The organism is Micromonospora sp. IBHARD003 (assembly GCF_056106285.1).
On record NZ_JBWBBX010000001.1, the window covers coordinates 5269637 to 5291165 of the forward strand.

A 21529-nucleotide genomic window follows, 5' to 3' on the forward strand; every position below is an offset into this window, starting at 1 on the left:
CTCAGTCCACCGTCACGTAGTCGGGGCCGGAGTAACGGCCGGTCGCCAGCTTCTGGCGCTGCATCAGCAGATCGTTCAGCAGGCTGGAGGCGCCGAAGCGGAACCAGTGGTTGTCCAGCCAGTCCGCACCGGCGGTCTCGTTGACCAGCACCAGGAACTTGATTGCGTCCTTGCTGGTGCGAATGCCGCCGGCGGGCTTCACACCCACCTGTACCCCGGTCTGCGCCCGGAAGTCACGCACGGCCTCGAGCATGAGCAGGGTGTTCGCCGGGGTGGCGTTGACGGCGACCTTTCCGGTGGACGTCTTGATGAAGTCGGCCCCGGCCATCATGCCGAGCCAGGAGGCACGGCGGATGTTGTCGTACGTGGAGAGCTCGCCGGTCTCGAAGATGACCTTCAGGCGCGCGGCACCGGAGGCCTCCTTGACGGCGAGGATCTCCTCGAGGACCTTCATGTACCTGCCCGAGAGGAAGGCGCCGCGGTCGATCACCATGTCGATCTCGTCGGCCCCGGCGGCGACCGCGTCACGGGTGTCCGCGAGCTTCACGTCCAGGGCCGCACGGCCCGCGGGGAAGGCGGTGGCGACGGATGCGACCTTGACGTCGGCGCCGCCGATGGCCGCCTTGGCGGTGGCCACCATGTCGGGATAGACGCAGACGGCGGCCGTCTTCGGGGTCGTACGGTCGGTCGGATCGGGGTGGACGGCCTTGGCGGCGAGCGCCCGGACCTTGCCCGGGGTGTCCGCGCCTTCCAGCGTCGTCAGGTCGATCATCGAGATGGCCAGGTCGATGGCGTACGCCTTGGCCGTCGTCTTGATGGAGCGGGTGCCGAGAGACGCGGCGCGCGCTTCCAGGCCGACGGCGTCGACACCGGGCAGCCCGTGCAGGAAGCGGCGCAGTGCGCTGTCGGACGAGATCACGTCAGCGAATGCGGGTGCAATGGTGGGCATGGTCACCAGGGGAGCATATCTACGCGCGTAGCGACTGTACAGTCCCGAGCCCGATCGGAGCCGGGACGCGATCCTGTACGCCGATCTCGGCCCCCGGGGCGCGTGAGGCAGAATCGGGGCATGACGACCCCCAGTCCGGGCCCCGAGCAGCAGCCCGCCGAGCCGACGTACGCAGACCGTTCGTACCGGTCGACCACTGCGATGGCCGTCGGCGTACCGATGCTCGCCGTCGTCGGCTGGATCGGCGTCGACGCGCTGGTGCGCGGCGAGGGGCGCGTTCCCTGGCTGGCCCTCGCCGGGCTGCTGTTCGTGGTGCCGCTGATCATCGCGTTCACCCTGCGTCCCGTGGTGTACGCCGGCGACGACCGCCTCCGGATCAGGAACCCGTTCCGGACGATCACGCTCCCGTGGGCGGCCGTCGCCGACGTCAGGTCCGGCTACTCGAGCGAGGTCTTCACCCGGCAGGGGACCAAGTACCAGCTCTGGGCCGTGCCGGTGTCGCTGCGCCAGCGCAAGCGCGCCGCCCGCAAGCAGGCGGTGGCAGCGCAGGACGACCCGCACGGACGCACCTCCGTGACGGCCGACGTCACCGACGCCATGTCCCGGCTGGCCCCCGCCGACCGGACCGTCGCGGATCTGAGCGAGATGGCCGAGCGCGGCGCCTCCCGCCCCGGCGCGCAGGGCGAGCCCCAGGCGCGCTGGGCGTACGAGATCATCGGCCCCGCGGCCGCGGGCGCGGTGCTGCTGGTGGTACTGCTGGCCATCGGCTGAGCCACCGCCCCGCCGGCGTCACGGCGGCCCCGACCACACCAGCAGCATGTACGCCCCGAACCACGCCGACGAGAGCAGCGCCCCGCCCATCACCAGCACGACGACGGCACGCCGCGCCCGCGCCACCGCCAGCGCGATCGGCAGCAGCAGCGGGAACGCGGGCATGAGGAAACGTGCCCGCGGGAAGTAGACACCGCCGCTGCCGAGGACGACGGTCAGCAGTACCCCCGAGAACACCAGCAGCAGCAGCGGCTGGCGGTCCGCCAGGCAGAGCAGGAACAGCCCGACGGACAGCAGCAGCACGAACGACACCAGGACCAGGTACAGCGTGGGCATCGCGTCGTAGGCCAGATGCCCGCGCATCCGCCGCAGCGTCTCCCGGCCGCCGTCCCATTCGTTGTGCCACAGCTTCTGCACGGCGAAGTACCCGTCCCAGCGGCCGATCCGCAGCCCCACCCAGGCGACGTAACCGGCCCAGCCCAGTGGCGCCAGCAGCGCTCCGGCGGCGGCCCTTCGGCTCCGTGTGCGCACACACGCCACCGCCCCGGCGAGGCCGACGGCCACGGCCACGGCGATTCCCGTCGGCCGGGTCAGCCCGGCCAGTGCGGTGAGGGAGCCCGCCCACAGCCACCGGCTGCTGAGCGCCGCGTACAGGGCCCACGCCGTGAACGCCGTGAACAGCGACTCGGTGTAGCCCATCCACTGCACGATCCCGACCGGCGAGGCGCCCCACAGCACGGCGAGCACGGTTCCGGTGCGCCGGCCGTGCAGCAGGTCGCCGACCGCGAAGACCCCCCACGCGGCGACCAGCGACGAGGCCACCGCGATCGCCAGCGCGACACAGGCGCGGGTGCCGGGCGTCACGGCGGCCACGGCCTTCACCAGCATCGGGAAGAGCGGGAAGAACGCCAGGTTGTTGGAGTCCAGGGCGGTCCCGAGCTCCCGCTGGTACCCGTGGTCGGCGATCCCCAGATACCAGCGCGAGTCCCAGGTGGTGGCGAGCGCAGGCCACAGATCGCCGCCCTGGGTGTGCGTCCAGCGGGCGAGCACCAGCAGCCCGCACAGCCGGACCGCCAGATAGCCGAGCAGCGCGGGCGTGACCCGCCGCAGAGCCGTGAGCAACCGCTGCTTCGCGCCCGGTACGCCGCCGCCCCCCGGGGCCGGAGGCCGACGGGAGGCGGGCACGGTGAGGTGGTGTGTTGCGGTGGGGGGCACTGCGGCTGCTCCGGTGGCTCGACGGGCGCTACCGGAGTTCACCTTCGCCCGCGCGGCCGGGGACGGGCACGGGGAGCTGCGTCAACTGCCGTACGGGATTCACCCGCAGGAAGACAGCGCCCGTGCCCGTGCACGGGCCTCAGATACCGGCGGCCGCCGCCAGATCCCTCTTGACCGCCGCGAGGACCTCGGCGGCGCGGCTCCGCGCCGTCGCGAGCTCGCTGGCACCGGCGACCGGGACCACGACCTCCAGGTAGCACTTCAGCTTGGGCTCGGTCCCGCTCGGGCGGACGATGACCCGGGCCCTGAACTCGCCCTCGAGGTGGTACCGCAGACCGTCCGTCGGCGGGAGCTGTGCGGTGCCCTTCGTCAGGTCCTCCGCCGAGACCACCTGCAGCCCGGCCAGCAGGACCGGCGGCCGCTCCCGCAGCCGGCGCATCGCGTCGGCGATGACGCTCAGGTCCCCGACCCGCACCGACAGCTGGTCGGTGGCGTGCAGTCCGTGCTCGACGGCGAGGTCGTCCAGCAGGTCCGCGAGCGTACGGTCGTGTGCCTTGAGCTCCGACACCAGCTCGGCCACCAGCAGCGCGGCGGTGATGCCGTCCTTGTCGCGGACGCCCTCGGGGTCGACGCAGTAGCCGAGCGCCTCCTCGTAGCCGTACCGCAGCCCCTCGACACGAGCGATCCACTTGAAGCCGGTCAGGGTTTCCTCGTAGCCGAGCCCGGCGGCCGCCGCGATCCTGCCGAGCAGTGAGGACGACACGATCGACTCCGCGAACGTGCTGTTCCCGTCCCGGGCGGACACGCCCTTGTGGACCAGGTGCGCGGCGAGCAGGGCGCCGACCTCGTCCCCGCGCAGCATCCGCCAGCCGCCGTCCGCACCGTCGTCGGGCACGGCCACGGCGCAGCGGTCGGCGTCCGGGTCATTGGCGATGACGACGTCCGGCTTGGCCTCGCGGGCCTTCACGAACGCCAGGTCCATCGCGCCCGGCTCCTCCGGGTTGGGGAACGCGACCGTCGGGAACGCCGGGTCGGGCTCGGCCTGCTCGTCGACGAGCACCGGCGCGGGGAAGCCGGCCCGCTCCCAGGCCGCCAGCACCACGTCCTTGCCGACGCCGTGCATGGCCGTGTAGACCACGCGGGCGGTCCGCGGGGAGTCCGCGCTCAGCACCGCGTCCGTACGCGCCAGATACGCGTCCAGGACCTCGTCCCCGAGCGTCTCCCAGCCCTCCTCGGGCCTCGGGACGTCGGCCAGGCCGCCCACCGCGTCGATCTGCGCGGCGATCTCACCGTCGGCGGGCGGCACGATCTGCGAGCCGTCCCCCAGGTAGACCTTGTAGCCGTTGTCACGCGGCGGGTTGTGGCTGGCGGTCACCTCGACACCGGCGACGGCACCCAGGTGCCGGATCGCGAACGCGAGCACGGGGGTCGGCAGCGGCCGGGGCAGCAGGGCGGCGCGCAGTCCGGCGCCGGTCATGACGGCGGCGGTGTCACGGGCGAACTCCGCGGACTTGTAGCGGGCGTCGTAGCCGATGACGACGAGGCCGCCGGTGTGGCCCTGGGCCTTCAGATACGCCGCGAGCCCGGCCGCCGCACGGATGACCACGGACCGGTTCATCCGCATCGGACCGGCACCGAGCTCCCCGCGCAGCCCGGCCGTCCCGAACTGCAGCGTCCCGGCGAACCGGGCCTCGAGCTCCGCCGTGTCCCGGGCCTCGACAAGCCTGGTCAGCTCGTCCCGTGTCTCGGCATCCGGGTCCTCGGCCAGCCAAGCCCGGGCCCTCGCGATCAGGTCCTGCGCCACGGTGATGTGCCTCTCTGACGTCGTTGTGTGCGGTATGGCTACGCCTACCCGTTCGGGGGCGGTGACGCTGCGCTGGGCGGTGGTTGTCGGGCTTGCCCCCTGGCGTGGGCGCGGCCGGGGTGTCCGTCCTCAAGCGCCGGACGGGCTTGGTTGGGCGGGCTTGCCCGGTGCGTGGGGTGCGGGTTGGGGGCCGCTGCGGGCCTCGCGTCCTGGACGGCATGATTTACGTCGTGCCCTACCCCTGCCGTTGCGGCACCGCTCGGGTTGCGCGCCACAATGGGGGTCCCCCCGGACGGAGTCTGGGGGAGCTTTAGTGTCCCGGACACGATCCCTCCGCGTCCCCTCTTCCCGCGGACGGCAGGCGGCCCGGGGTGGGGCCGTGCAAGGTCGGCCCAGTAGGGAGTGGTGGCACAACGCACCGGTGCGCAATCAAGCCCGTCCTGGGGGTCCCCCGGACGAAGTCTGGGGGAGTTTGAGGACGGACACACCGGGGCCCACCCGGTAAGGGGCAAGCCTGAACCGGCCCACCCCGTACCGCGGCGCAGCCTAGATGCGGGCCAGGACCTTGGTCAGCAGCTCGCCCATGCGGGCGGCCGAGTCGCGTCCCGCCTGGAGGACCTCCTCGTGGTTGAGGGGCTCGCCCGACAGACCCGCCGCGAGGTTGGTCACCAGGGAGATGCCGAGCACCTCCGCCCCCGCCTCACGCGCCGCGATCGCCTCGAGGACCGTGGACATGCCGACCAGGTCGCCGCCCATCACGCGGACCATGTTGATCTCGGCCGGGGTCTCGTAGTGCGGGCCGGGGAACTGGACGTACACGCCCTCTTCCAGCGACGCGTCGATCTCCTTGCACAGCGACCGCAGCCGCGGCGAGTACAGGTCGGTCAGGTCGACGAAGTTCGCGCCGACGATCGGCGACGCGGCCGTCAGGTTGATGTGGTCGCTGATCAGCACGGGCTGACCGGGGCGCATGCCCTCACGCAGACCGCCGCAGCCGTTGGTCAGGACGACGGTCTTGCAGCCGGCGGCCACGGCGGTGCGCACACCGTGCGCGACCGAGGCGACGCCACGACCTTCGTAGTAGTGGGTGCGGCCCAGGAAGACCAGCGCGCGCTTGTCGCCGATCTTGTACGAGCGGATCTTGCCGCCGTGTCCCTCGACGACGGGCGGGGGGAAGCCGGGCAGCTCGGTGACCGGGAACTCGGCCTCGGGAGCACCCAGGGCGTCGACGGCCGGCGCCCAGCCGGAGCCCATCACCAGGGCGACGTCGTGGGTCTCGGCGCCCGTGAGCTCGCGCAGGCGTGCAGCGGCCTCGGAGGCGGCGGCATAGGGGTCCGGGGTAACAGAAACGTTCACGGGGAAAGCCTAGCCCGTGAATCCCTACGCGCGTAGATGACGATGCTCACTAGTCTTCGGCCCAATTCTCGTTGTATTCCACAACAGCCCCGCCGGCGGTGCGTGCGTCCACGCGGGGGAACGCGCCGGAGAACCCCCGGCGCGTCACAGCGCCAGATCCTGCCGCCCGGACAGGACCCCAGGGGGCTTCTGGCGGATCTCCGCGGCGTGGTGACGCCTGGCCCTCACTCTCGCGGTTCCGGCCGAAAGCCCAGGTACGTCCAGTACGAGGGCTTCCAGCCGGAATGCCGAGAGAGCACGCACCGGACGCTGCTCCTTCCTCCACGGAGATCCGTCAGAAGCCCCCTAGCAGGGGCGCTTGCGGAGCTCCATCACATAGTCGTGCGGCGCTCCCGCCGACTCGGCGGCGTCGGCGATCTCGCCCAGATAGCGGGCGGAGGGCAGCCCGCCCTCGTATCCGTTCAGGACGTAGACCCAGGTCGGCTCCTCGCCGTCCAGCGTGTGCACCCGCACGCGCATCCGCCGGTATATGTCGAGCCCGACTCCCTCCCAGCGGTCCATGGAGTCCTCGTCCAGCGGGGCGATGTCGTACAGCGCGACGAAGACCTGGGAGCGCGGCGCCTCCACGATGGTGGCCAGCGCTCCTTCCCAGCCCATCTGCTCGCCGCCGAACGTCAGCCGCCAGCCGTTGAGCCAGCCCGTGCCGCGCAGCGGGGAGTGCGGGGCGCGGCGGGTCATCAGCCGCGCGTCGAGGTTGCCGGCGTACGCGGCGTAGAGCGACATGGGATCGAGGGTACGGGAGGGGGAGCGCCGACCGCCTGTCCCGAGGCCCGGTACGAGGACGGGAGCCCCGGTGCGCGGTGGCCGCCCCGGCGCCCGAAGGTGCGTGCCGCGTGCCGCGCACACGGTGTGGCGGGCCTGGTGCGCCGGGCCTTGTGCGGGGGCCGGCGACCACGTCCGGGCGCCGCCCGGACGGGTGCGGGAGCCCGGCAGCGCACCCCGGCGCGTTCCCGGACGGCCCGCATCAGGACCCGGCGCGAAGCACTTTGAGGCGTGCGGGACAATGGGTTCGACGGACCACCCGGCAGAGCGAGAGCGCGAGGCGTAACCCCAGTGACCCGGATCGTGATCATCGGTGGCGGACCCGGCGGATACGAGGCGGCCCTGGTGGCGGCCCAGCTCGGCGCGGAGGTGACCGTCGTCGACTGCGACGGCCTCGGCGGAGCCTCCGTACTCACCGACTGCGTACCCTCGAAGACCCTGATCGCCACCGCCGAGGTGATGACGAACTTCGACTCCTCCCACGAGGAGCTCGGCATCATCGTGGCCGACGACACCCCGCACATCGAGCAGGCCGCCCGGATCGTGGGGGTCGACCTCGGCAAGGTCAACCGACGGGTGAAGCGGCTCGCCCTCGCCCAGTCCCACGACATCACCGCCTCGGTCACCAGGGCGGGCGCCCGGGTGATGCGCGGTCGCGGCCGGCTGAACGGCCGGCAGGCCATGGACGGCTCCCGCCAGGTGATCGTCAGGGCGGCCGACGGCACCGAGGAGACCCTCACGGCCGACGCCGTGCTGATCGCGACCGGCGGTCATCCGCGCGAGATCCCCGACGCGCAGCCCGACGGCGAGCGGATCCTGAACTGGACCCAGGTGTACGACCTGGACGAGCTCCCCGCGGAGCTGATCGTGGTGGGCTCCGGTGTCACGGGCGCCGAGTTCGCCGGCGCCTACCAGGCCCTGGGCTCCCGCGTCACCCTCGTCTCGTCCCGCGACCGGGTGCTCCCGGGCGAGGACCCGGACGCCGCCGCCGTCCTCGAGGACGTCTTCCGGCGCCGCGGCATGAACGTCATGGCCCGCTCCCGCGCCCAGTCCGCCAAGCGCGTCGGCGACCGGGTCGAGGTCACCCTGTCGGACGGCCGGGTCATCTCCGGCACGCACTGCCTCATGGCCGTCGGTGCCATCCCCAACTCCGCCGGGATGGGCCTGGAGGAGGCCGGTGTCCGCCTCACCGAGTCCGGCCACATCTGGACCGACAAGGTCTCCCGCACCTCCGCTCCCGGCGTGTACGCGGCGGGTGACGTCACCGGTGTCTTCGCGCTGGCCTCCGTCGCCGCGATGCAGGGCCGGATCGCGATGTACCACTTCCTCGGCGACGCGGTCGCCCCGCTCAACCTCAAGACGGTCTCGTCGAACGTCTTCACCGACCCCGAGATCGCGACCGTGGGCTACACCCAGGCGGACGTGGACGGCGGGGTCATCGACGCCCGCGTGGTCAAGCTGCCGCTGCTGCGCAACCCGCGCGCGAAGATGCAGGGCATCCGGGACGGATTCGTCAAGATCTTCTGCCGCCCCGGCACCGGCATCATCGTGGGCGGAGTGGTCGTGTCACCGCGTGCTTCGGAACTGATCCATCCCATCTCGATCGCGGTCGACAACAATCTGACGGTGGAACAGATCGCAAACGCTTTCACCGTGTACCCCTCGCTTTCGGGCTCGATCGCGGAGGTGGCCCGCCAGTTGCACACACGGAAGACGGCGGGCGAGGCGTAACGGGGGCATTCGCGGGCCAAGCGGGACGTACCCCGGAGTCGGCGCGACGCTGCCATACCACAATTCGATCCGGCTTGTCCGAACTTTCGCCGATTCGGCGCAAAGCGCTGAAAGGGATCGGCCGGTCAGGTTACTGTCAGTTTCGTGTTCGCTGCAGAACGTCGTCAATTGATCCTCGAAATGGTGCGCGCCAACGGAGCCGTGTCGCTCCGTGAGCTCGCCCGCGTAGTCCAGACCTCCGAAGTGACCGTACGCCGCGACGTGCGGGCGCTCGAGGCCGAAGGACTCCTCGACCGCCGTCATGGCGGTGCGGTGCTGCCGGGTGGATTCACGCGAGAATCCGGCTTCCCGCAGAAATCCCATCTCGCGACCGCGGAGAAGACGGCCATCGCCGACGCCGCCGCGGCTCTGGTCGAAGAAGGCGAGGCCATCGTGGTCGGCGCCGGGACCACCACGCAGGAGCTGGCACGCCGGCTCGCGCGGGTCCCGGGGCTGACCGTGGTGACCAACTCGCTGCTCGTCGCGCAGGCGCTCGCGCACGCCAACCGTGTCGAAGTCGTCATGACCGGTGGCACCCTGCGTGGTTCGAACTATGCGCTCGTCGGCAGCGGGGCGGAGCAGTCCCTGCAGGGGCTGCGGGTCTCGCGGGCCTTCCTCTCGGGAAGCGGTCTCACCGCCGAGCGTGGTCTGTCCACGTCCAACATGCTGTCGGCCAGTGTCGACCGGGCGCTGGTGCAGGCGGCGGCGGAGGTGGTGGTTCTCGCGGACCACACCAAGCTGGGCACGGACACGATGTTCCAGACCGTGCCGACGGACGTCATCACACGTCTGGTGACGGACGAGCCGCCGTCCCACGACGACCGGGCCGCAACGGAGCTGCAGGCCCTCGCGGACCAGGGTGTCCAGATCGCGGTGGCCGGCGGAGGTGGTGAGAGTGGCCGCCCTCGCCATGAGGTCCCCTTGCCGGGGCAGCGCCGCACCCACACGGGACCGGGTCTGCGGGCCGCGGCTGCGGCGGCGCTCGCGGAGGCGCCGGACCGGGCGAGGGTGGCGGACCTCCGCCGACGCTGACGCTGCGCTGGCGGTGCGGTGGGCTGCGCGGGGCCGGTGCGGTTGTTGGGCTTGGCCGGGACCGGGTTGGCGGCCGGTGTGTCCGTCCTCAGGCGGCGGACGGGCTTGGGGTGCGGGGCGTGCCCGGGGCGTGTGCTGGACGTTGGGTGCCGCTGCGGGCCTCGCGCCTTGGACGGCATGATTTACGTCGCGCCCCCTAGCCATACCGTGAAGGCGTCCCTTGCGTTGGGGCGCGCCACAATGGGGGTCCCCCCGGACGGAGTCTGGGGGAGCTTGAGTGTCCCGGACACGATCCCTCCGCGTCCCCCCTTCCCGCGGTCGGCAGGCGGCCCGGGGTGGGGCCGTGCAGGGTCGGCCCCGTAGGGAGTGGTGGCATACCACCCGCCTCGATGCGGATTACGGCGACGCCGCCGCTCCCGAAGGGGACGAGCCCGGAGGGCCCCACCCCACCACCCACCACCCACCACCCACCACCCCCGCCCCAACGCACCGGCCACACCTTCAAGCCCGTCCGGCACTTGAGGACGGACACACCGGCCGCGCCCACGGCAGAGGGCACATACCCAGCCCGTCCGGCGTTTGAGGACGGACACCCAGGGCGCCAACCCGGGCACCGCCAAGGCACCCCCGGACGCCGCGACGCCCTACGCCTTCAGGCCGCGCAGCGTCAACCGCAGGAGGCGGTCCGGGAGGCCCGGGTCCTCGGGGGCCTGCTCCGCGGCCAGCGCGATCGCGTTCGTCAGCTGCATCAGATCGCCGATCGACACATCGCCGCGCACCACCCCCGCTTCCTGCGCCCGGGCCAGCAGACACGCGCCCGCCTCCCTCAGCTGCTCGCTGCACTGCGACAACGACGCCGACATGAGGGCCCGCGCCACACCCCTGTACTCACCCGTATGAGTGATGATCGCGCGCAGCCATTCGACCAGCGCCCCACAGGGCTCCTCCGCGGACGCCAGCTGACGCGACCGCTCCAACAGGGACGCCAGCGCTTCCTGGAAGACCGCGTTCATCAGGGCGTGCCGGTTCGGGAAGTGCCGGTAGAGCGTTCCGATCCCCACGCCCGCGCGCCGTGCGATGTCCTCCAGCGACGCGTCCGTGCCGTGCTCCGCGAACGCGGCACGCGCCTCGACGAGCAGCCGTTCGTAGTTGCGGCGCGCGTCGGCTCGCATGGGCCGGGCCGTGCCGGCCTCCGTGCTCATGGTCATGGCACCCAGCATGCCGTACGCGCGTGTGGGCCCACCGGGCGTACCCGATGGGCCCACACAGGGGACGTCGGTCCCGTCAGTCCTTGATCTCGCAGATCACCGCACCGGAGGTGAGCGACGCGCCGACTTCGGCGGAGAGGCCCTTGATGGTGCCGGAACGGTGGGCGTTGAGCGGCTGCTCCATCTTCATCGCCTCGAGGACGACGACGAGGTCACCCTCGTTGACCTGCTGACCCTCCTCCACGGCGACCTTGACGATGGTGCCCTGCATCGGGGAGGCGAGGGTGTCGCCTGAGGCCGCCGGGCCGGACTTCTTGGCCACACGGCGCTTCGGCTTGGCGCCGCCCGCCGCGGCGGTACGCGCGAGCGTCATGCCCAGGGACGACGGCAGCGAGACCTCGAGACGCTTGCCGCCGACCTCGACGACGACCGTCTCCCGGCCCGGCTCGTCCTCCGCCTCGACCTCGGCGGGGGCGGCGAAGGGCTTGATCTCGTTGACGAACTCGGTCTCGATCCACCGGGTGTGGACCTTGAACGGTCCCGAGGCCGGGGCGAACGCCGGGTCGGACACGACGGCGCGGTGGAACGGGATGGCCGTTGCCATGCCCTCCACCTGGAACTCCGCCAGTGCGCGCGCGGCGCGCTCCAGAGCCTGCCGGCGGGTAGCGCCCGTGACGATCAGCTTGGCCAGCAGCGAGTCCCAGGCGGGGCCGATGACCGAGCCGGACTCGACGCCCGTGTCCAGCCGGACACCGGGGCCGGTCGGCGGCACGAAGGAGGTCACGGTGCCGGGCGCGGGCAGGAAGCCCCGGCCCGGGTCCTCGCCGTTGATACGGAACTCGAAGGAGTGGCCGCGCAGCGGCGGGTCGTCGTAGCCGAGCTTCTCGCCGTCGGCGACGCGGAACATCTCACGGACCAGGTCGATGCCGGTGACCTCTTCGGTGACCGGGTGCTCCACCTGGAGGCGGGTGTTCACCTCGAGGAAGGAGATCGTGCCGTCCGTTCCGACGAGGAACTCGACGGTGCCGGCGCCGACGTAGCCGGCCTCCTTCAGGATGGCCTTGGACGCCCGGTAGAGCTCCGCGTTCTGCTCGTCCGTCAGGAACGGCGCGGGGGCCTCCTCGACGAGCTTCTGGTGGCGGCGCTGGAGCGAGCAGTCACGGGTGGAAACGACCACCACGTTGCCGTGCTGGTCGGCCAGGCACTGTGTCTCGACGTGGCGCGGCTTGTCCAGGTAGCGCTCGACGAAGCACTCACCGCGTCCGAACGCGGCCACGGCCTCGCGGACCGCGGACTCGTACAGCTCGGGCACTTCCTCCAGCGTGCGGGCGACCTTCAGACCGCGTCCGCCACCGCCGAAGGCGGCCTTGATGGCGATCGGCAGCCCGTGCTCCTCGGCGAACGCGACGACCTCGTCGGCCCCCGAGACCGGGTCGGGCGTTCCGGCGACGAGCGGGGCACCGGCGCGCTGGGCGATGTGACGGGCGGCCACCTTGTCGCCCAGGTCGCGGATCGCGGAGGGCGGCGGGCCGATCCAGGTCAGGCCCGCGTCGATGACCGCCTGGGCAAAGTCGGCGTTCTCGGAGAGGAATCCGTACCCCGGGTGGATCGCGTCGGCGCCCGAATCGGCGGCGGCCTGGAGGACCTTGCCCATGTCCAGATAGCTGGCCGCCGGGGTGTCACCGCCCAGGGCGAACGCCTCGTCGGCCGCGCGGACGTGCAGTGCGTCACGGTCCGGATCGGCGTAGACGGCTACGCTCGCGATCCCGGCGTCCCGGCATGCACGGGCAACGCGGACAGCGATCTCGCCCCGGTTGGCGATGAGCACCTTGCGCACGATGGCTCCCTCCTTGCTGTGTTGTGCCGGGGGGATGCCACCCCCGGTCTGCGGCTCCTACGCCGCGGGCCGGTCCCCGGGCCGGTTCGTCCCGACTCGGAGGACTCGGCGGGTCACCGCGCCGAAGACTTCGCTCAAACACGCTGAGTTTAGGGACTACCGACACGGGCTTTCGACCCGTTCCCACTCGTGAGCTTGCCCACACGGAGGGTGATCCGGGACATACCCATACCGTGAAACCCCTTGTCGCACCACGGTACGCCTGGTTCCTGCCGTGCAGCGTAGCCCTCCCGTGTGGTCTAGGTCTCTGACCAAGGATTAAGGCGGGTGACTTGATTCTTTGTGGAGTCCCTACGAATGGGCGAATGATTCTTTGCCCGTGTCCGGGGCCTTGTCCGTGGGTTTACCCGTTAGTAGCGTTCGCCGTGTCATTCGTACTGGTGGTAACAGACGCTCGGAACTGTGGGGTGGGCGCCGTGGCGCGCAGACTGGTGGCCTTCGTGGCCGCTCTCGTGCTCTTCCTGGAAGCCGTGGGGATCGTGGCGCTCAACGGCATCATGGCCACCTTCGTGGAGAAGCAGAACATGTCCCTCGACGGCATGGATCCCGGCGCCATGGCCACCGGCACCTGGGCGATGGGCGGCGTCTTCGGCTTCTATCTGGCCGGCTGCGGCGTGGTGCTGCTGCTCGCCGGTGCCCGCGACCGTGCGCCGGGCCGCTTCGGGCGTGTCCTGCTGCTCGTCTGTGCGGTCTTCCACGGTGTGTTCGGCGCGCTGACGGTGGGGCTGGTCGGCTGGGACGCCTTCGCGTTCATGATGGTGGTGCTGGGGCTGATCGTGCTGACGCTGGTGGCGTACGGGCCGGGCGCGCGGGCCACCGAAGCGGATCCCGAGGCCGGCGGGCCGGAAGGCACCGCAGCCCCTCAGGGCGGCGCGACGCCCGCCTGACGCGACGCCCGCCCGACGCGACCGACCGCTTGACGGGACCGACCGTGTGGTGTTGCCGCGCGCGGGGTGGTCGGCCGCGGTGGTCAGACCCAGAGATCCGTGATCCGGATCCCGAGCTCTCCGAGCAGTCGCCGCAGCAGCGGCAGCGACAGGCCGATGACATTGCCGTGGTCGCCCTCGATGGAGTCCACGAACGGTGACGAGCGGCCGTCCAGGGTGAACGCACCGGCGACCCGCAGCGGTTCGCCGCTCGCCACGTACGCGGCGATCTCGCCGTCCGTCGGGTCGCCGAAGTTCACCGTGGTGGACGCCGTCGCGGAGGCGCGCAGCCCGCTGGCGGTGTCGATGACGCAGTGTCCCGTCCGCAGGACGCCGGCGCGGCCGCGCATGGCCTTCCAGCGTGCGGTGGCTTCCTCGGCGTCGGCGGGCTTGCCCAGCGGCTCGCCGTCGAGGTCGAGCACCGAGTCGCAGCCGATGACCAGGGCCCCGGCGGCCTCGTCCCGGTCCGCCACGGCGGCGGCCTTCGCCTCGGCGAGCACCAGCGCCAGCTCGGCGGGGCTCGGCGCGGCCAGGGCGTCCTCGTCGACCCCGCTGACGATGACCTCGGGGCTGAGGCCGGCGTCGCGGAGCAGCCCGAGACGGGCGGGGGACGCTGAGGCGAGGACGAGACGGCGGCGCGACTGAACGGTCATGCCGGCCATCGTAGGCGGCCGGGTGTGACGTGGTCCGGGGAAGGGGAGGAACAGCGGCTCGGCTGCTCAGCGCAGGCCCACGGCGATCATCCCGATGATCATCACCAGGGCCAGCAGGATGCCCGCCCGGCGCAGCATCGCCTCCATGTCGCGCAACTCCTGGGGCGGTTCGTTCTCCGGGTCTGACCACAGCATGCTTCCGATCGTGCTGCGCGGACGCCGGGTGCGCCTGAGTACGCGTACTCAGGCGCACCTGTGCCGAAGGACTAGGGGGTTTCTGATGGATCTCCGTGGAGGAAGGAGCGGCGTCCGGTGCGTGCTCTCGGGGTGCCGGTTGGAAGCCCTCGTACTGGACGTACTTGGGCTTTCGGCCGGTGCGTCGAGAGTGAGTGCCGGGCGTCGCGACGCCGCGGAGATCCGTCAGAAGCCCCCTAACTCCTGTCCGCCGCCGGACGGCAGCGAAGCCCTCGCCCCCGGCGGCAGATCCGGGGGGAGGGCCTCAGGCCACGACAGGGGCGGCGTCAGCTCGGCCAGAACGTGCGCGTCCAGGCTCGCGGGCCCGGCCGCATCGCCCGGGTCCGGGCGATTCTGGCGGGGTCCGACCATTCCTCGGGCACCCTCGGCGCGCCGGGCGCGGCCGATGCCGTCGCCGCGGCGCGCGCCTGGACCACCGCGAGTGCGGCGGCCAGCTCCTCCGGGGTCGGGTTGCCCCGTACGACCTTGATCACAGTGGCTCCTTCCGACCGGGCCTAGAGGGGGATGTTGCCGTGCTTCTTCGGGGGGAGGTTTTCCCGCTTCGTCCGCAACTGACGCAGGCCCTTCACGATCTGGGCCCGGGTGTCGGACGGCATGATCACCGCATCGATGTAGCCGCGCTCGGCCGCGATGTAGGGGTTGAGGAGCATGTCCTCGTAGTCCTGGATCAGTTCGGCGCGGACCTTCTCGACGTCGTCGCCCGCGGCCGCGATGGTGCGGCGGTGCAGGATGTTCACCGCGCCCTGCGCGCCCATGACCGCGATCTGCGCGGTCGGCCAGGCCAGGTTGAGATCGGCGCCGAGGTGCTTGGAGCCCATGACGTCGTACGCACCGCCGAAGGCCTTGCGCGTGATCACGGTGATCAGCGGGACGGTCGCCTCCGCGTAGGCGTAGATGAGCTTGGCACCGCGCCGGATGATGCCGCCGTACTCCTGGTCGACGCCGGGCAGGAAGCCCGGGACGTCCACGAAGGTCAGCACCGGGATGTTGAACGCGTCGCAGGTGCGCACGAACCGTGCCGCCTTCTCGCTCGCGTCGATGTCGAGACAGCCCGCGAACTGCATCGGCTGGTTGGCCACGATGCCGACGGGGAAGCCCTCGACCCGGCCGAAGCCGGTGACGATGTTCGGCGCGAACATCGCCTGCGTCTCCAGGAATTCACCGTCGTCCAGCACATGCTCGAGGACGGTGTGCATGTCGTACGGCTGGTTGGCGCTGTCGGGGATCAGCGTGTCCAGCTCGCGGTCCTCGTCGGTGAGGTCGAGCAGGGCCTCCTCCGGGAAGGCCGGCGGCTCGGAGAGGTTGTTCGACGGCAGGTAGGACAGCAGGGACTTGACGTACTCGATCGCGTCCTTCTCGTCCCCCGCCATGTGGTGCGCGACACCGGAGGTGGTGTTGTGGGTACGGGCGCCACCGAGCTCCTCGAAGCCGACGTCCTCGCCGGTGACCGTCTTGATGACGTCCGGGCCGGTGATGAACATGTGCGAGGTCTGGTCGACCATCACCGTGAAGTCGGTGATCGCCGGGGAGTACACCGCACCGCCCGCGCAGGGGCCGACCACCAGGGAGATCTGCGGGATCACACCGGAGGCGTGCGTGTTGCGGCGGAAGATCTCGCCGTACATGCCGAGGGCCATGACGCCCTCCTGGATGCGGGCGCCGCCGGAGTCGTTGATGCCGATCACCGGGCAGCCGGTCTTCAGCGCGAAGTCCATCACCTTGACGATCTTCTGGCCGAAGACCTCGCCCAGCGCCCCGCCGAAGACCGTGAAGTCCTGCGAGAACACGGCCACCGGGCGGCCGTCCACGGTGCCGTAGCCGGTGACGACGCCGTCTCCGTACGGGCGGGTCTTCTCCAGGCCGAAGTTGGTGGACCGGTGCCGCGCCAGCTCGTCCAGCTCGACGAACGAACCCTCGTCCAGGAGGAGTTCGATCCGCTCACGGGCCGTCAGCTTGCCCTTGGCGTGCTGCTTCTCGACCGCGCGCTCGGAGCCCGCGTGCGTCGCCTCGTGGACGCGTCGCTGGAAATCGGCGAGCTTGCCAGCGGTGGTGTGGATGTCGATCTCTTGAGGCTCTGCCGGCTCGGACATCGCGCTGCGGCTCCCTGGCTGGTCACGGGGGTACGGGCTACTGACTCGTAGCGTATCGGCGGGGATACGGCGGCGCAGTGCGGCGTTTACCACACCCCGCTGAGCTTGCGTATGTGACGCGACGCGTTCCGGCGGGGCCGGTGTGTGACGCGATCGCGCCGCGGGCGGGCCCGGTTCGCGTGCCGGACCAGGGAGGGGCCAAGCTGTGCGACATGACCCCTCCCGCCGCATCCGAAGGCCGCTGGTCCGATCTCGACCGTCCCCCGCTGAACGCTGCCGCGCTGCGCCGCGCCCTGCTGCGCCCGGGCGGTCTGTGGACGTCGCTCGACGTCGTCCAGTCGACCGGCTCCACCAACTCCGATCTCGCGGCACGGGCCGCGGAGCTCCCGGAGGGTGCGGTGCTCGTCGCCGAGGAGCAGACCGCGGGCCGTGGGCGCCTCGACCGCAGCTGGACGGCCCCCGCGCGCTCCGGTCTCTTCCTCTCCGTACTCCTCAAGCCCGACGTGCCCGTCGCACGCTGGGGCTGGCTGCCGCTGCTCACCGGTGTCGCGGCCGCGACGGGACTGGCCAGGGCCGCGGGCACCGACTTCGCCCTCAAGTGGCCGAACGACCTGCTGGTGAAGATCGGGGGTGAGGAGCGCAAGACCGGCGGCATCCTCGCCGAGCGCGTGGGTGACGGCGTCGTCATCGGCATGGGCATCAACGTCACGCTGCGCGACGACGAGCTCCCGGTGCCCGAGGCGGGTTCCCTCGCGCTCGCCGACGCGATCTCGACCGACCGCGACCCGCTGCTGAGGGCGCTGCTGCGCTCGCTGGAGCACTGGTACGAGCAGTGGCGTGCGGTGAACGGCGACGCGCACCTCTCCCGGCTCCAGGAGACCTACGCGGCGGGCTGCTCGACCCTCGGCCTCCGGGTGCGCGTCGAGCTGCCCGGCGACCGGACGCTGATCGGGGAGGCCGTCGCGATAGACGCAGACGGACGGCTGGTCGTGACCACTCCGGACGGGAAGGACCACCCCATCGGGGCGGGTGACATCGTGCACCTGCGCCCGGGCGGCTGAACCGGGTGGCCCACCCGGACGTGAGCTAGGGCACACCTGCCGTATCGTTGAGGCGCGCCGGTGGGTCCGCGATATGCGCGGGCCGGCACGGCATGACAGATCGGCAGGGCAGTGCGCAGGGAACGGGCAGGAGGCGGCCGGTGACCGTCGACGACACGACTTCCGGTTCCGGCGCGGGCGCCTCCGGGGCTACGGGCGGCTCCGGCGGTCCGGGCGGGGCCGGCGACTCGGGCGCTTCCGGTGCCACCGGCGGTTCAGGAGGCCCCGGCGGGCGCAAGCAGCAGTCGTCGGACTCGGTCTATCCGACCCCGCACCACGAGGTGGACCACACGGCGGAGCCCACCAAGGACCCGCTCGCCATCCGGCTGGAACAGCTGATCCTCGGCGCCGACCGCCGCTACACCCCGTTCCAGGCCGCCCGGACCGCCGGTGTGTCCATGGATCTGGCCTCCCGCTTCTGGCGCGCCATGGGCTTCGCCGACATCGGTCAGGCCAAGGCCCTCACCGAGGCGGATGTGCTCGCCCTGCGCCGTCTCGCCGGTCTCGTCGAGGCCGGGCTGCTCAGCGAGCCCATGGCGGTGCAGGTGGCCCGGTCGACGGGACAGACCACGGCGCGGCTCGCCGAATGGCAGATCGACTCCTTTCTGGAGGGCCTGACGGAGCCGCCGGAGCCCGGTATGACCCGCACCGAGGTCACCTATCCCCTGGTCGAGCTGCTGCTGCCGGAGCTCGAGGAGTTCCTGGTCTACGTGTGGCGGCGCCAGCTCGCGGCAGCCACCGGGCGGGTCGTCCAGGCGGCCGACGACGAGGAGATGGTGGACCGGCGGCTCGCGGTCGGTTTCGCGGACCTCGTCGGCTTCACCCGGCTGACCCGCCGTCTCGAGGAGGAGGAGCTCGGTGAGCTCGTGGAGTCCTTCGAGACCACCTGCGCCGATCTGGTCGCCGCGCACGGCGGCCGGCTGATCAAGACCCTCGGTGACGAGGTGCTCTACGCCGCGGACGACGCGGGCACGGCGGCGGAGATCGCGATGCGCCTGATCGAGACGATGGGGCACGACGAGACGATGCCCGCGCTGCGGGTCGGGATCGCCTTCGGGACGGTCACGACGCGGATGGGCGACGTGTTCGGCACGACCGTGAACCTCGCGAGCCGGCTCACCTCGATAGCCCCGAGGGACGCCGTCCTGGTGGACGGGGCGTTCGCCGAGGAACTGGCGCGCACGGGCGACGCGCCGGTGTCGGAGGCCCAGGCCGCGGAGGAGGCGGCGGTGGCCGAGAAGGAGGGCGAGGAGGCGGCCGCCCCGAAGTACCGCTTTGCGATGCAGCCGATGTGGCAGCGGCCGGTCCGCGGACTGGGGGTCGTGGAGCCCTGGCTGCTGACGAGGCGGTCCACCTAATATCCCTCCCGGTGAACCACCGTTAACCGGGAGGCTTGATCATGTCCGATGCCGTGTCCGATGCCGGGGCCGGAAGCATGTCCGAAACCGTGTCCGAGCAGCGCTTCGGGGAGTTCGTCGTCGTACGCCGCCATGAGGGCGGACATGTCGCGGAGCTGGTGCTGGACCGCCCCAAGGCGATGAACGCCGTCTCCACCGACATGGCGCGCTCGATCGGCGCCGCCTGTGAGGCGCTGGGGGCCGACCGCTCGGTCCGGGTGACCGTGCTGACCTCGTCGAACGACCGTGCCTTCTGTGTGGGTGCCGACCTCAAGGAGCGCAACTCCTTCACGGACGCCGAGTTGGTACGGCAGCGGCCGACGGCCCGCGCCGCGTACACCGGGGTCCTGGAACTGCCGATGCCGACGGTCGCCGCGGTGCACGGCTTCGCCCTCGGCGGCGGATTCGAACTGGCACTCTCCTGTGATGTGATCGTGGCCGACCGCACCGCGGTCGTCGGACTGCCCGAGGTGTCGGTCGGAGTGATCCCCGGCGGTGGTGGCACGCAGTTGCTGCCGCGCCGGGTGGGTGCCGCGCGGGCCGCGGAGCTGGTGTTCACGGCCCGGCGCGTGGAGGCGGCCGAGGCACGGGAGTTGGGACTCGTCGACGTACTGGCCGAGCCGGCCGACGACGCCCGGAGTGCCGCGCTCGGCCTCGCCGCGCGGATCGCGGCGAACTCGCCGGTCGGTCTGCGGGCGGCCAAGCGGGCACTGCGCCTCGGGCACGGTCTGGACCTGCGGGCCGGCCTCGAGGTCGAGGACGCGGCATGGCGCTCGGTCGCGTTCTCCGGGGACCGCGCGGAGGGCGTCGCGGCGTTCAACGAGAAGCGCAAGCCGGAGTGGCCTGGCGAGTGAAATCGCCCTTGATGTCCCTAAGCTGGGGTAATGGGTGAGGATGTGCGATTGCGGGCCGTGGTGGCGCTCGCACAGTCGATGGCCGCTGCGCACACACCGCGCGAGTCATGGCGGGCGGCCGCGCTGGGCGCCTGCGACGCGCTGAACGGGAGCTTCGCCGCTCTGTCGGTATGGGAGCGGGACCAGGGCCGGCTGAAGGTGCTCGTCAACGCGGGGGACCGGGCGCCGGACGAGGAGGAGTTCCCCGACGGTGAGACGTACCCCGTGCACCGCTTCCCGGAGATCACCGAGTTCCTGCACGAGCAGTGGGCGGGGGGCGGTGCGCCGCGGGCCTGGGTGGAGACGGCCGAGGGACCGGTCGCCCCTGAGGCGGCCGGACCCGGTGGAGCCCCGGGCGATACGGCGGGGAGCGCCTCCGGGGAGCACGGCTACAGCCATCAGCGTGTCGACGCGCTGCGCCGGCGCGGGCGGGGCTGCTGCGTCGTCGCGCCGATCGTGCTGCACGGGCGGGCGTGGGGCGAGTTGTATGTGGCCAGGGCGGTGGGACAGCCGGTGTTCGACCGGGACGACGCGGACTTCGCGACCGTACTGGCCTCGGTGATCGCCGCCGGGATCGCCCAGCAGGAACGGCTGGAGGAGGTGCGGCGGCTCGCCTTCACGGATCCGCTGACCGGGCTGGCTAACCGGCGGGCCGTGGACATGCGGCTGGACGCGGCGATCGAGCAGCACCGGGTCGACCGGGCGGTGGTCTCGCTGGTCGTGTGTGATCTCAACGGCCTCAAGCGGGTCAACGACACCCTCGGCCATGCGACGGGCGACCGGTTGCTGGAGCGCTTCGGGTCGGTGCTGTCGCTGTGCGGTGCGATGCTGCCGGGCGCACTGGCGGCGCGGCTCGGCGGCGACGAGTTCTGTCTGCTGACGGCCGGTCCTTCGGCGGACGACGTGGTGAAGGTGGCCGGCGAACTGTGCCAGCGGGCGGGGGAGTTGAAGCTGGGCGAAGGGGTGGCGTGCGGGGTCGCCTCGACCGGCGACGCGATCGGCCCGGTCCGTTCGGCCCGGCGGCTGTTCCGTCTCGCCGACGCGGCCCAGTACCGGGCGAAGGCCGCCCGCGCGCGGGGCCCGGTGGTGGCGGGCCGCGACGACACGGTCCTCTCGCTGGCCGACACGCCCCCGGCCACCGCCCAGGACCGCCGCCGCTTCCGTGACGCACCCACGTGAGCGGCTCCATCCGGGGGCGGGCCTCTCAGGGGCCTGGCCCGTTGGCCGCTGTGCACACGGCGGGATCCTGACCCGCCGGTAAGATGATCGACGTACGGAGGTACGTCCAAGCGGGCAGGTCCGAGTCGGTACCGGCCGGACGGCCGACGGCCCGATGACCGGTCGGCACCGGCCGGTCGCCTGCTGCCGATCACCCTCACGAGCCCCGACGG

The 21529-nt window shown here is 71.8% G+C and carries 19 protein-coding genes; 8 read left to right on the plus strand and 11 right to left on the minus strand.

The window, feature by feature from the left end; genetic code table 11:
• Position 1: 1 nt before the first annotated feature.
• On the minus strand, positions 2–949 hold the full coding sequence (gene deoC / locus ACTWOL_RS23480) for a deoxyribose-phosphate aldolase (RefSeq protein WP_474298728.1): 948 nt from the start codon (positions 947–949) through the stop codon (positions 2–4).
• A 120-nt stretch (positions 950–1069) separates the two neighbouring features.
• Here deoC and ACTWOL_RS23485 point away from each other — a divergent pair, with 120 nt between their 5' ends.
• Positions 1070–1720, plus strand: coding sequence for a PH domain-containing protein (locus tag ACTWOL_RS23485; RefSeq protein WP_474298729.1), 651 nt, complete (start codon positions 1070–1072; stop codon positions 1718–1720).
• An 18-nt stretch (positions 1721–1738) separates the two neighbouring features.
• On the opposite strand, the gene ACTWOL_RS23490 is transcribed toward ACTWOL_RS23485, so the two are convergent.
• From ACTWOL_RS23490 to ACTWOL_RS23505, 4 genes are all read right to left on the minus strand, one after another.
• Positions 1739–2935, minus strand: coding sequence for a mannosyltransferase family protein (locus ACTWOL_RS23490; protein WP_474298730.1), 1197 nt, complete (start codon positions 2933–2935; stop codon positions 1739–1741).
• A gap of 139 nt (positions 2936–3074) precedes the next feature.
• Positions 3075–4739: a phospho-sugar mutase gene (locus ACTWOL_RS23495; protein ID WP_474298731.1), complete on the minus strand. Its 1665-nt coding sequence runs from the start codon at positions 4737–4739 to the stop codon at positions 3075–3077.
• 546 nt (positions 4740–5285) lie between these two features.
• On the minus strand, positions 5286–6095 hold the full coding sequence (locus ACTWOL_RS23500) for a purine-nucleoside phosphorylase (RefSeq protein ID WP_474298732.1): 810 nt from the start codon (positions 6093–6095) through the stop codon (positions 5286–5288).
• 345 nt (positions 6096–6440) lie between these two features.
• Positions 6441–6878: a gamma-glutamylcyclotransferase family protein gene (locus ACTWOL_RS23505; protein ID WP_474298733.1), complete on the minus strand. Its 438-nt coding sequence runs from the start codon at positions 6876–6878 to the stop codon at positions 6441–6443.
• Positions 6879–7208: 330 nt separating this feature from the next.
• Between ACTWOL_RS23505 and ACTWOL_RS23510 the strand changes: the two genes are divergently transcribed.
• Together ACTWOL_RS23510 and ACTWOL_RS23515 are read left to right on the plus strand one after the other, a co-directional pair.
• The gene (locus tag ACTWOL_RS23510; RefSeq protein ID WP_474298734.1) at positions 7209–8648 is read left to right on the plus strand and encodes an NAD(P)H-quinone dehydrogenase; all 1440 of its coding nucleotides are present in this window, start codon (positions 7209–7211) and stop codon (positions 8646–8648) included.
• A gap of 144 nt (positions 8649–8792) precedes the next feature.
• The gene (locus ACTWOL_RS23515) at positions 8793–9719 is read left to right on the plus strand and encodes a DeoR/GlpR family DNA-binding transcription regulator (protein ID WP_474298735.1); all 927 of its coding nucleotides are present in this window, start codon (positions 8793–8795) and stop codon (positions 9717–9719) included.
• A gap of 644 nt (positions 9720–10363) precedes the next feature.
• Here the strand turns inward: ACTWOL_RS23515 and ACTWOL_RS23520 are convergent.
• Positions 10364–10927 carry a TetR/AcrR family transcriptional regulator gene (locus ACTWOL_RS23520; protein ID WP_474298736.1) on the minus strand — a complete coding sequence of 188 codons (564 nt, stop codon included), beginning with the start codon at positions 10925–10927 and terminating at the stop codon, positions 10364–10366.
• 76 nt (positions 10928–11003) lie between these two features.
• Positions 11004–12764, minus strand: coding sequence for an acetyl/propionyl/methylcrotonyl-CoA carboxylase subunit alpha (locus ACTWOL_RS23525; protein WP_474298737.1), 1761 nt, complete (start codon positions 12762–12764; stop codon positions 11004–11006).
• Positions 12765–13240: 476 nt separating this feature from the next.
• Between ACTWOL_RS23525 and ACTWOL_RS23530 the strand changes: the two genes are divergently transcribed.
• On the plus strand, positions 13241–13711 hold the full coding sequence (locus ACTWOL_RS23530) for a hypothetical protein (RefSeq protein WP_474298738.1): 471 nt from the start codon (positions 13241–13243) through the stop codon (positions 13709–13711).
• Positions 13712–13794: 83 nt separating this feature from the next.
• On the opposite strand, the gene ACTWOL_RS23535 is transcribed toward ACTWOL_RS23530, so the two are convergent.
• The 4 genes from ACTWOL_RS23535 to ACTWOL_RS23550 all read right to left on the minus strand — a co-directional run bounded on the left by ACTWOL_RS23535 (position 13795) and on the right by ACTWOL_RS23550 (position 16748).
• Positions 13795–14403 (minus strand): Maf family protein, encoded by a 609-nt coding sequence (locus ACTWOL_RS23535; RefSeq protein WP_474298739.1) that lies wholly within the window; start codon positions 14401–14403, stop codon positions 13795–13797.
• Positions 14404–14469: 66 nt separating this feature from the next.
• On the minus strand, positions 14470–14598 hold the full coding sequence (gene mmpB / locus ACTWOL_RS23540; protein WP_474298740.1) for a morphogenic membrane protein MmpB: 129 nt from the start codon (positions 14596–14598) through the stop codon (positions 14470–14472).
• Positions 14599–14924: 326 nt separating this feature from the next.
• Positions 14925–15131, minus strand: a complete 207-nt coding sequence (locus ACTWOL_RS23545) for an acyl-CoA carboxylase epsilon subunit (protein ID WP_474298741.1) — start codon at positions 15129–15131, stop codon at positions 14925–14927.
• Between the two features lie 21 nt (positions 15132–15152).
• Positions 15153–16748, minus strand: coding sequence for an acyl-CoA carboxylase subunit beta (locus ACTWOL_RS23550; RefSeq protein WP_474298742.1), 1596 nt, complete (start codon positions 16746–16748; stop codon positions 15153–15155).
• Positions 16749–16960: 212 nt separating this feature from the next.
• Between ACTWOL_RS23550 and ACTWOL_RS23555 the strand changes: the two genes are divergently transcribed.
• From ACTWOL_RS23555 to ACTWOL_RS23570, 4 genes are all read left to right on the plus strand, one after another.
• Positions 16961–17809, plus strand: a complete 849-nt coding sequence (locus ACTWOL_RS23555; protein WP_474298743.1) for a biotin--[acetyl-CoA-carboxylase] ligase — start codon at positions 16961–16963, stop codon at positions 17807–17809.
• 140 nt (positions 17810–17949) lie between these two features.
• Positions 17950–19206, plus strand: coding sequence for an adenylate/guanylate cyclase domain-containing protein (locus ACTWOL_RS23560; protein ID WP_474298744.1), 1257 nt, complete (start codon positions 17950–17952; stop codon positions 19204–19206).
• A gap of 41 nt (positions 19207–19247) precedes the next feature.
• Entirely contained in the window at positions 19248–20099 is an 852-nt protein-coding gene (locus tag ACTWOL_RS23565; protein ID WP_474298745.1) for an enoyl-CoA hydratase/isomerase family protein, read from the plus strand.
• Between the two features lie 30 nt (positions 20100–20129).
• Positions 20130–21317 (plus strand): GGDEF domain-containing protein, encoded by a 1188-nt coding sequence (locus ACTWOL_RS23570; RefSeq protein ID WP_474298746.1) that lies wholly within the window; start codon positions 20130–20132, stop codon positions 21315–21317.
• The last annotated feature ends 212 nt before the right edge of the window (positions 21318–21529 follow it).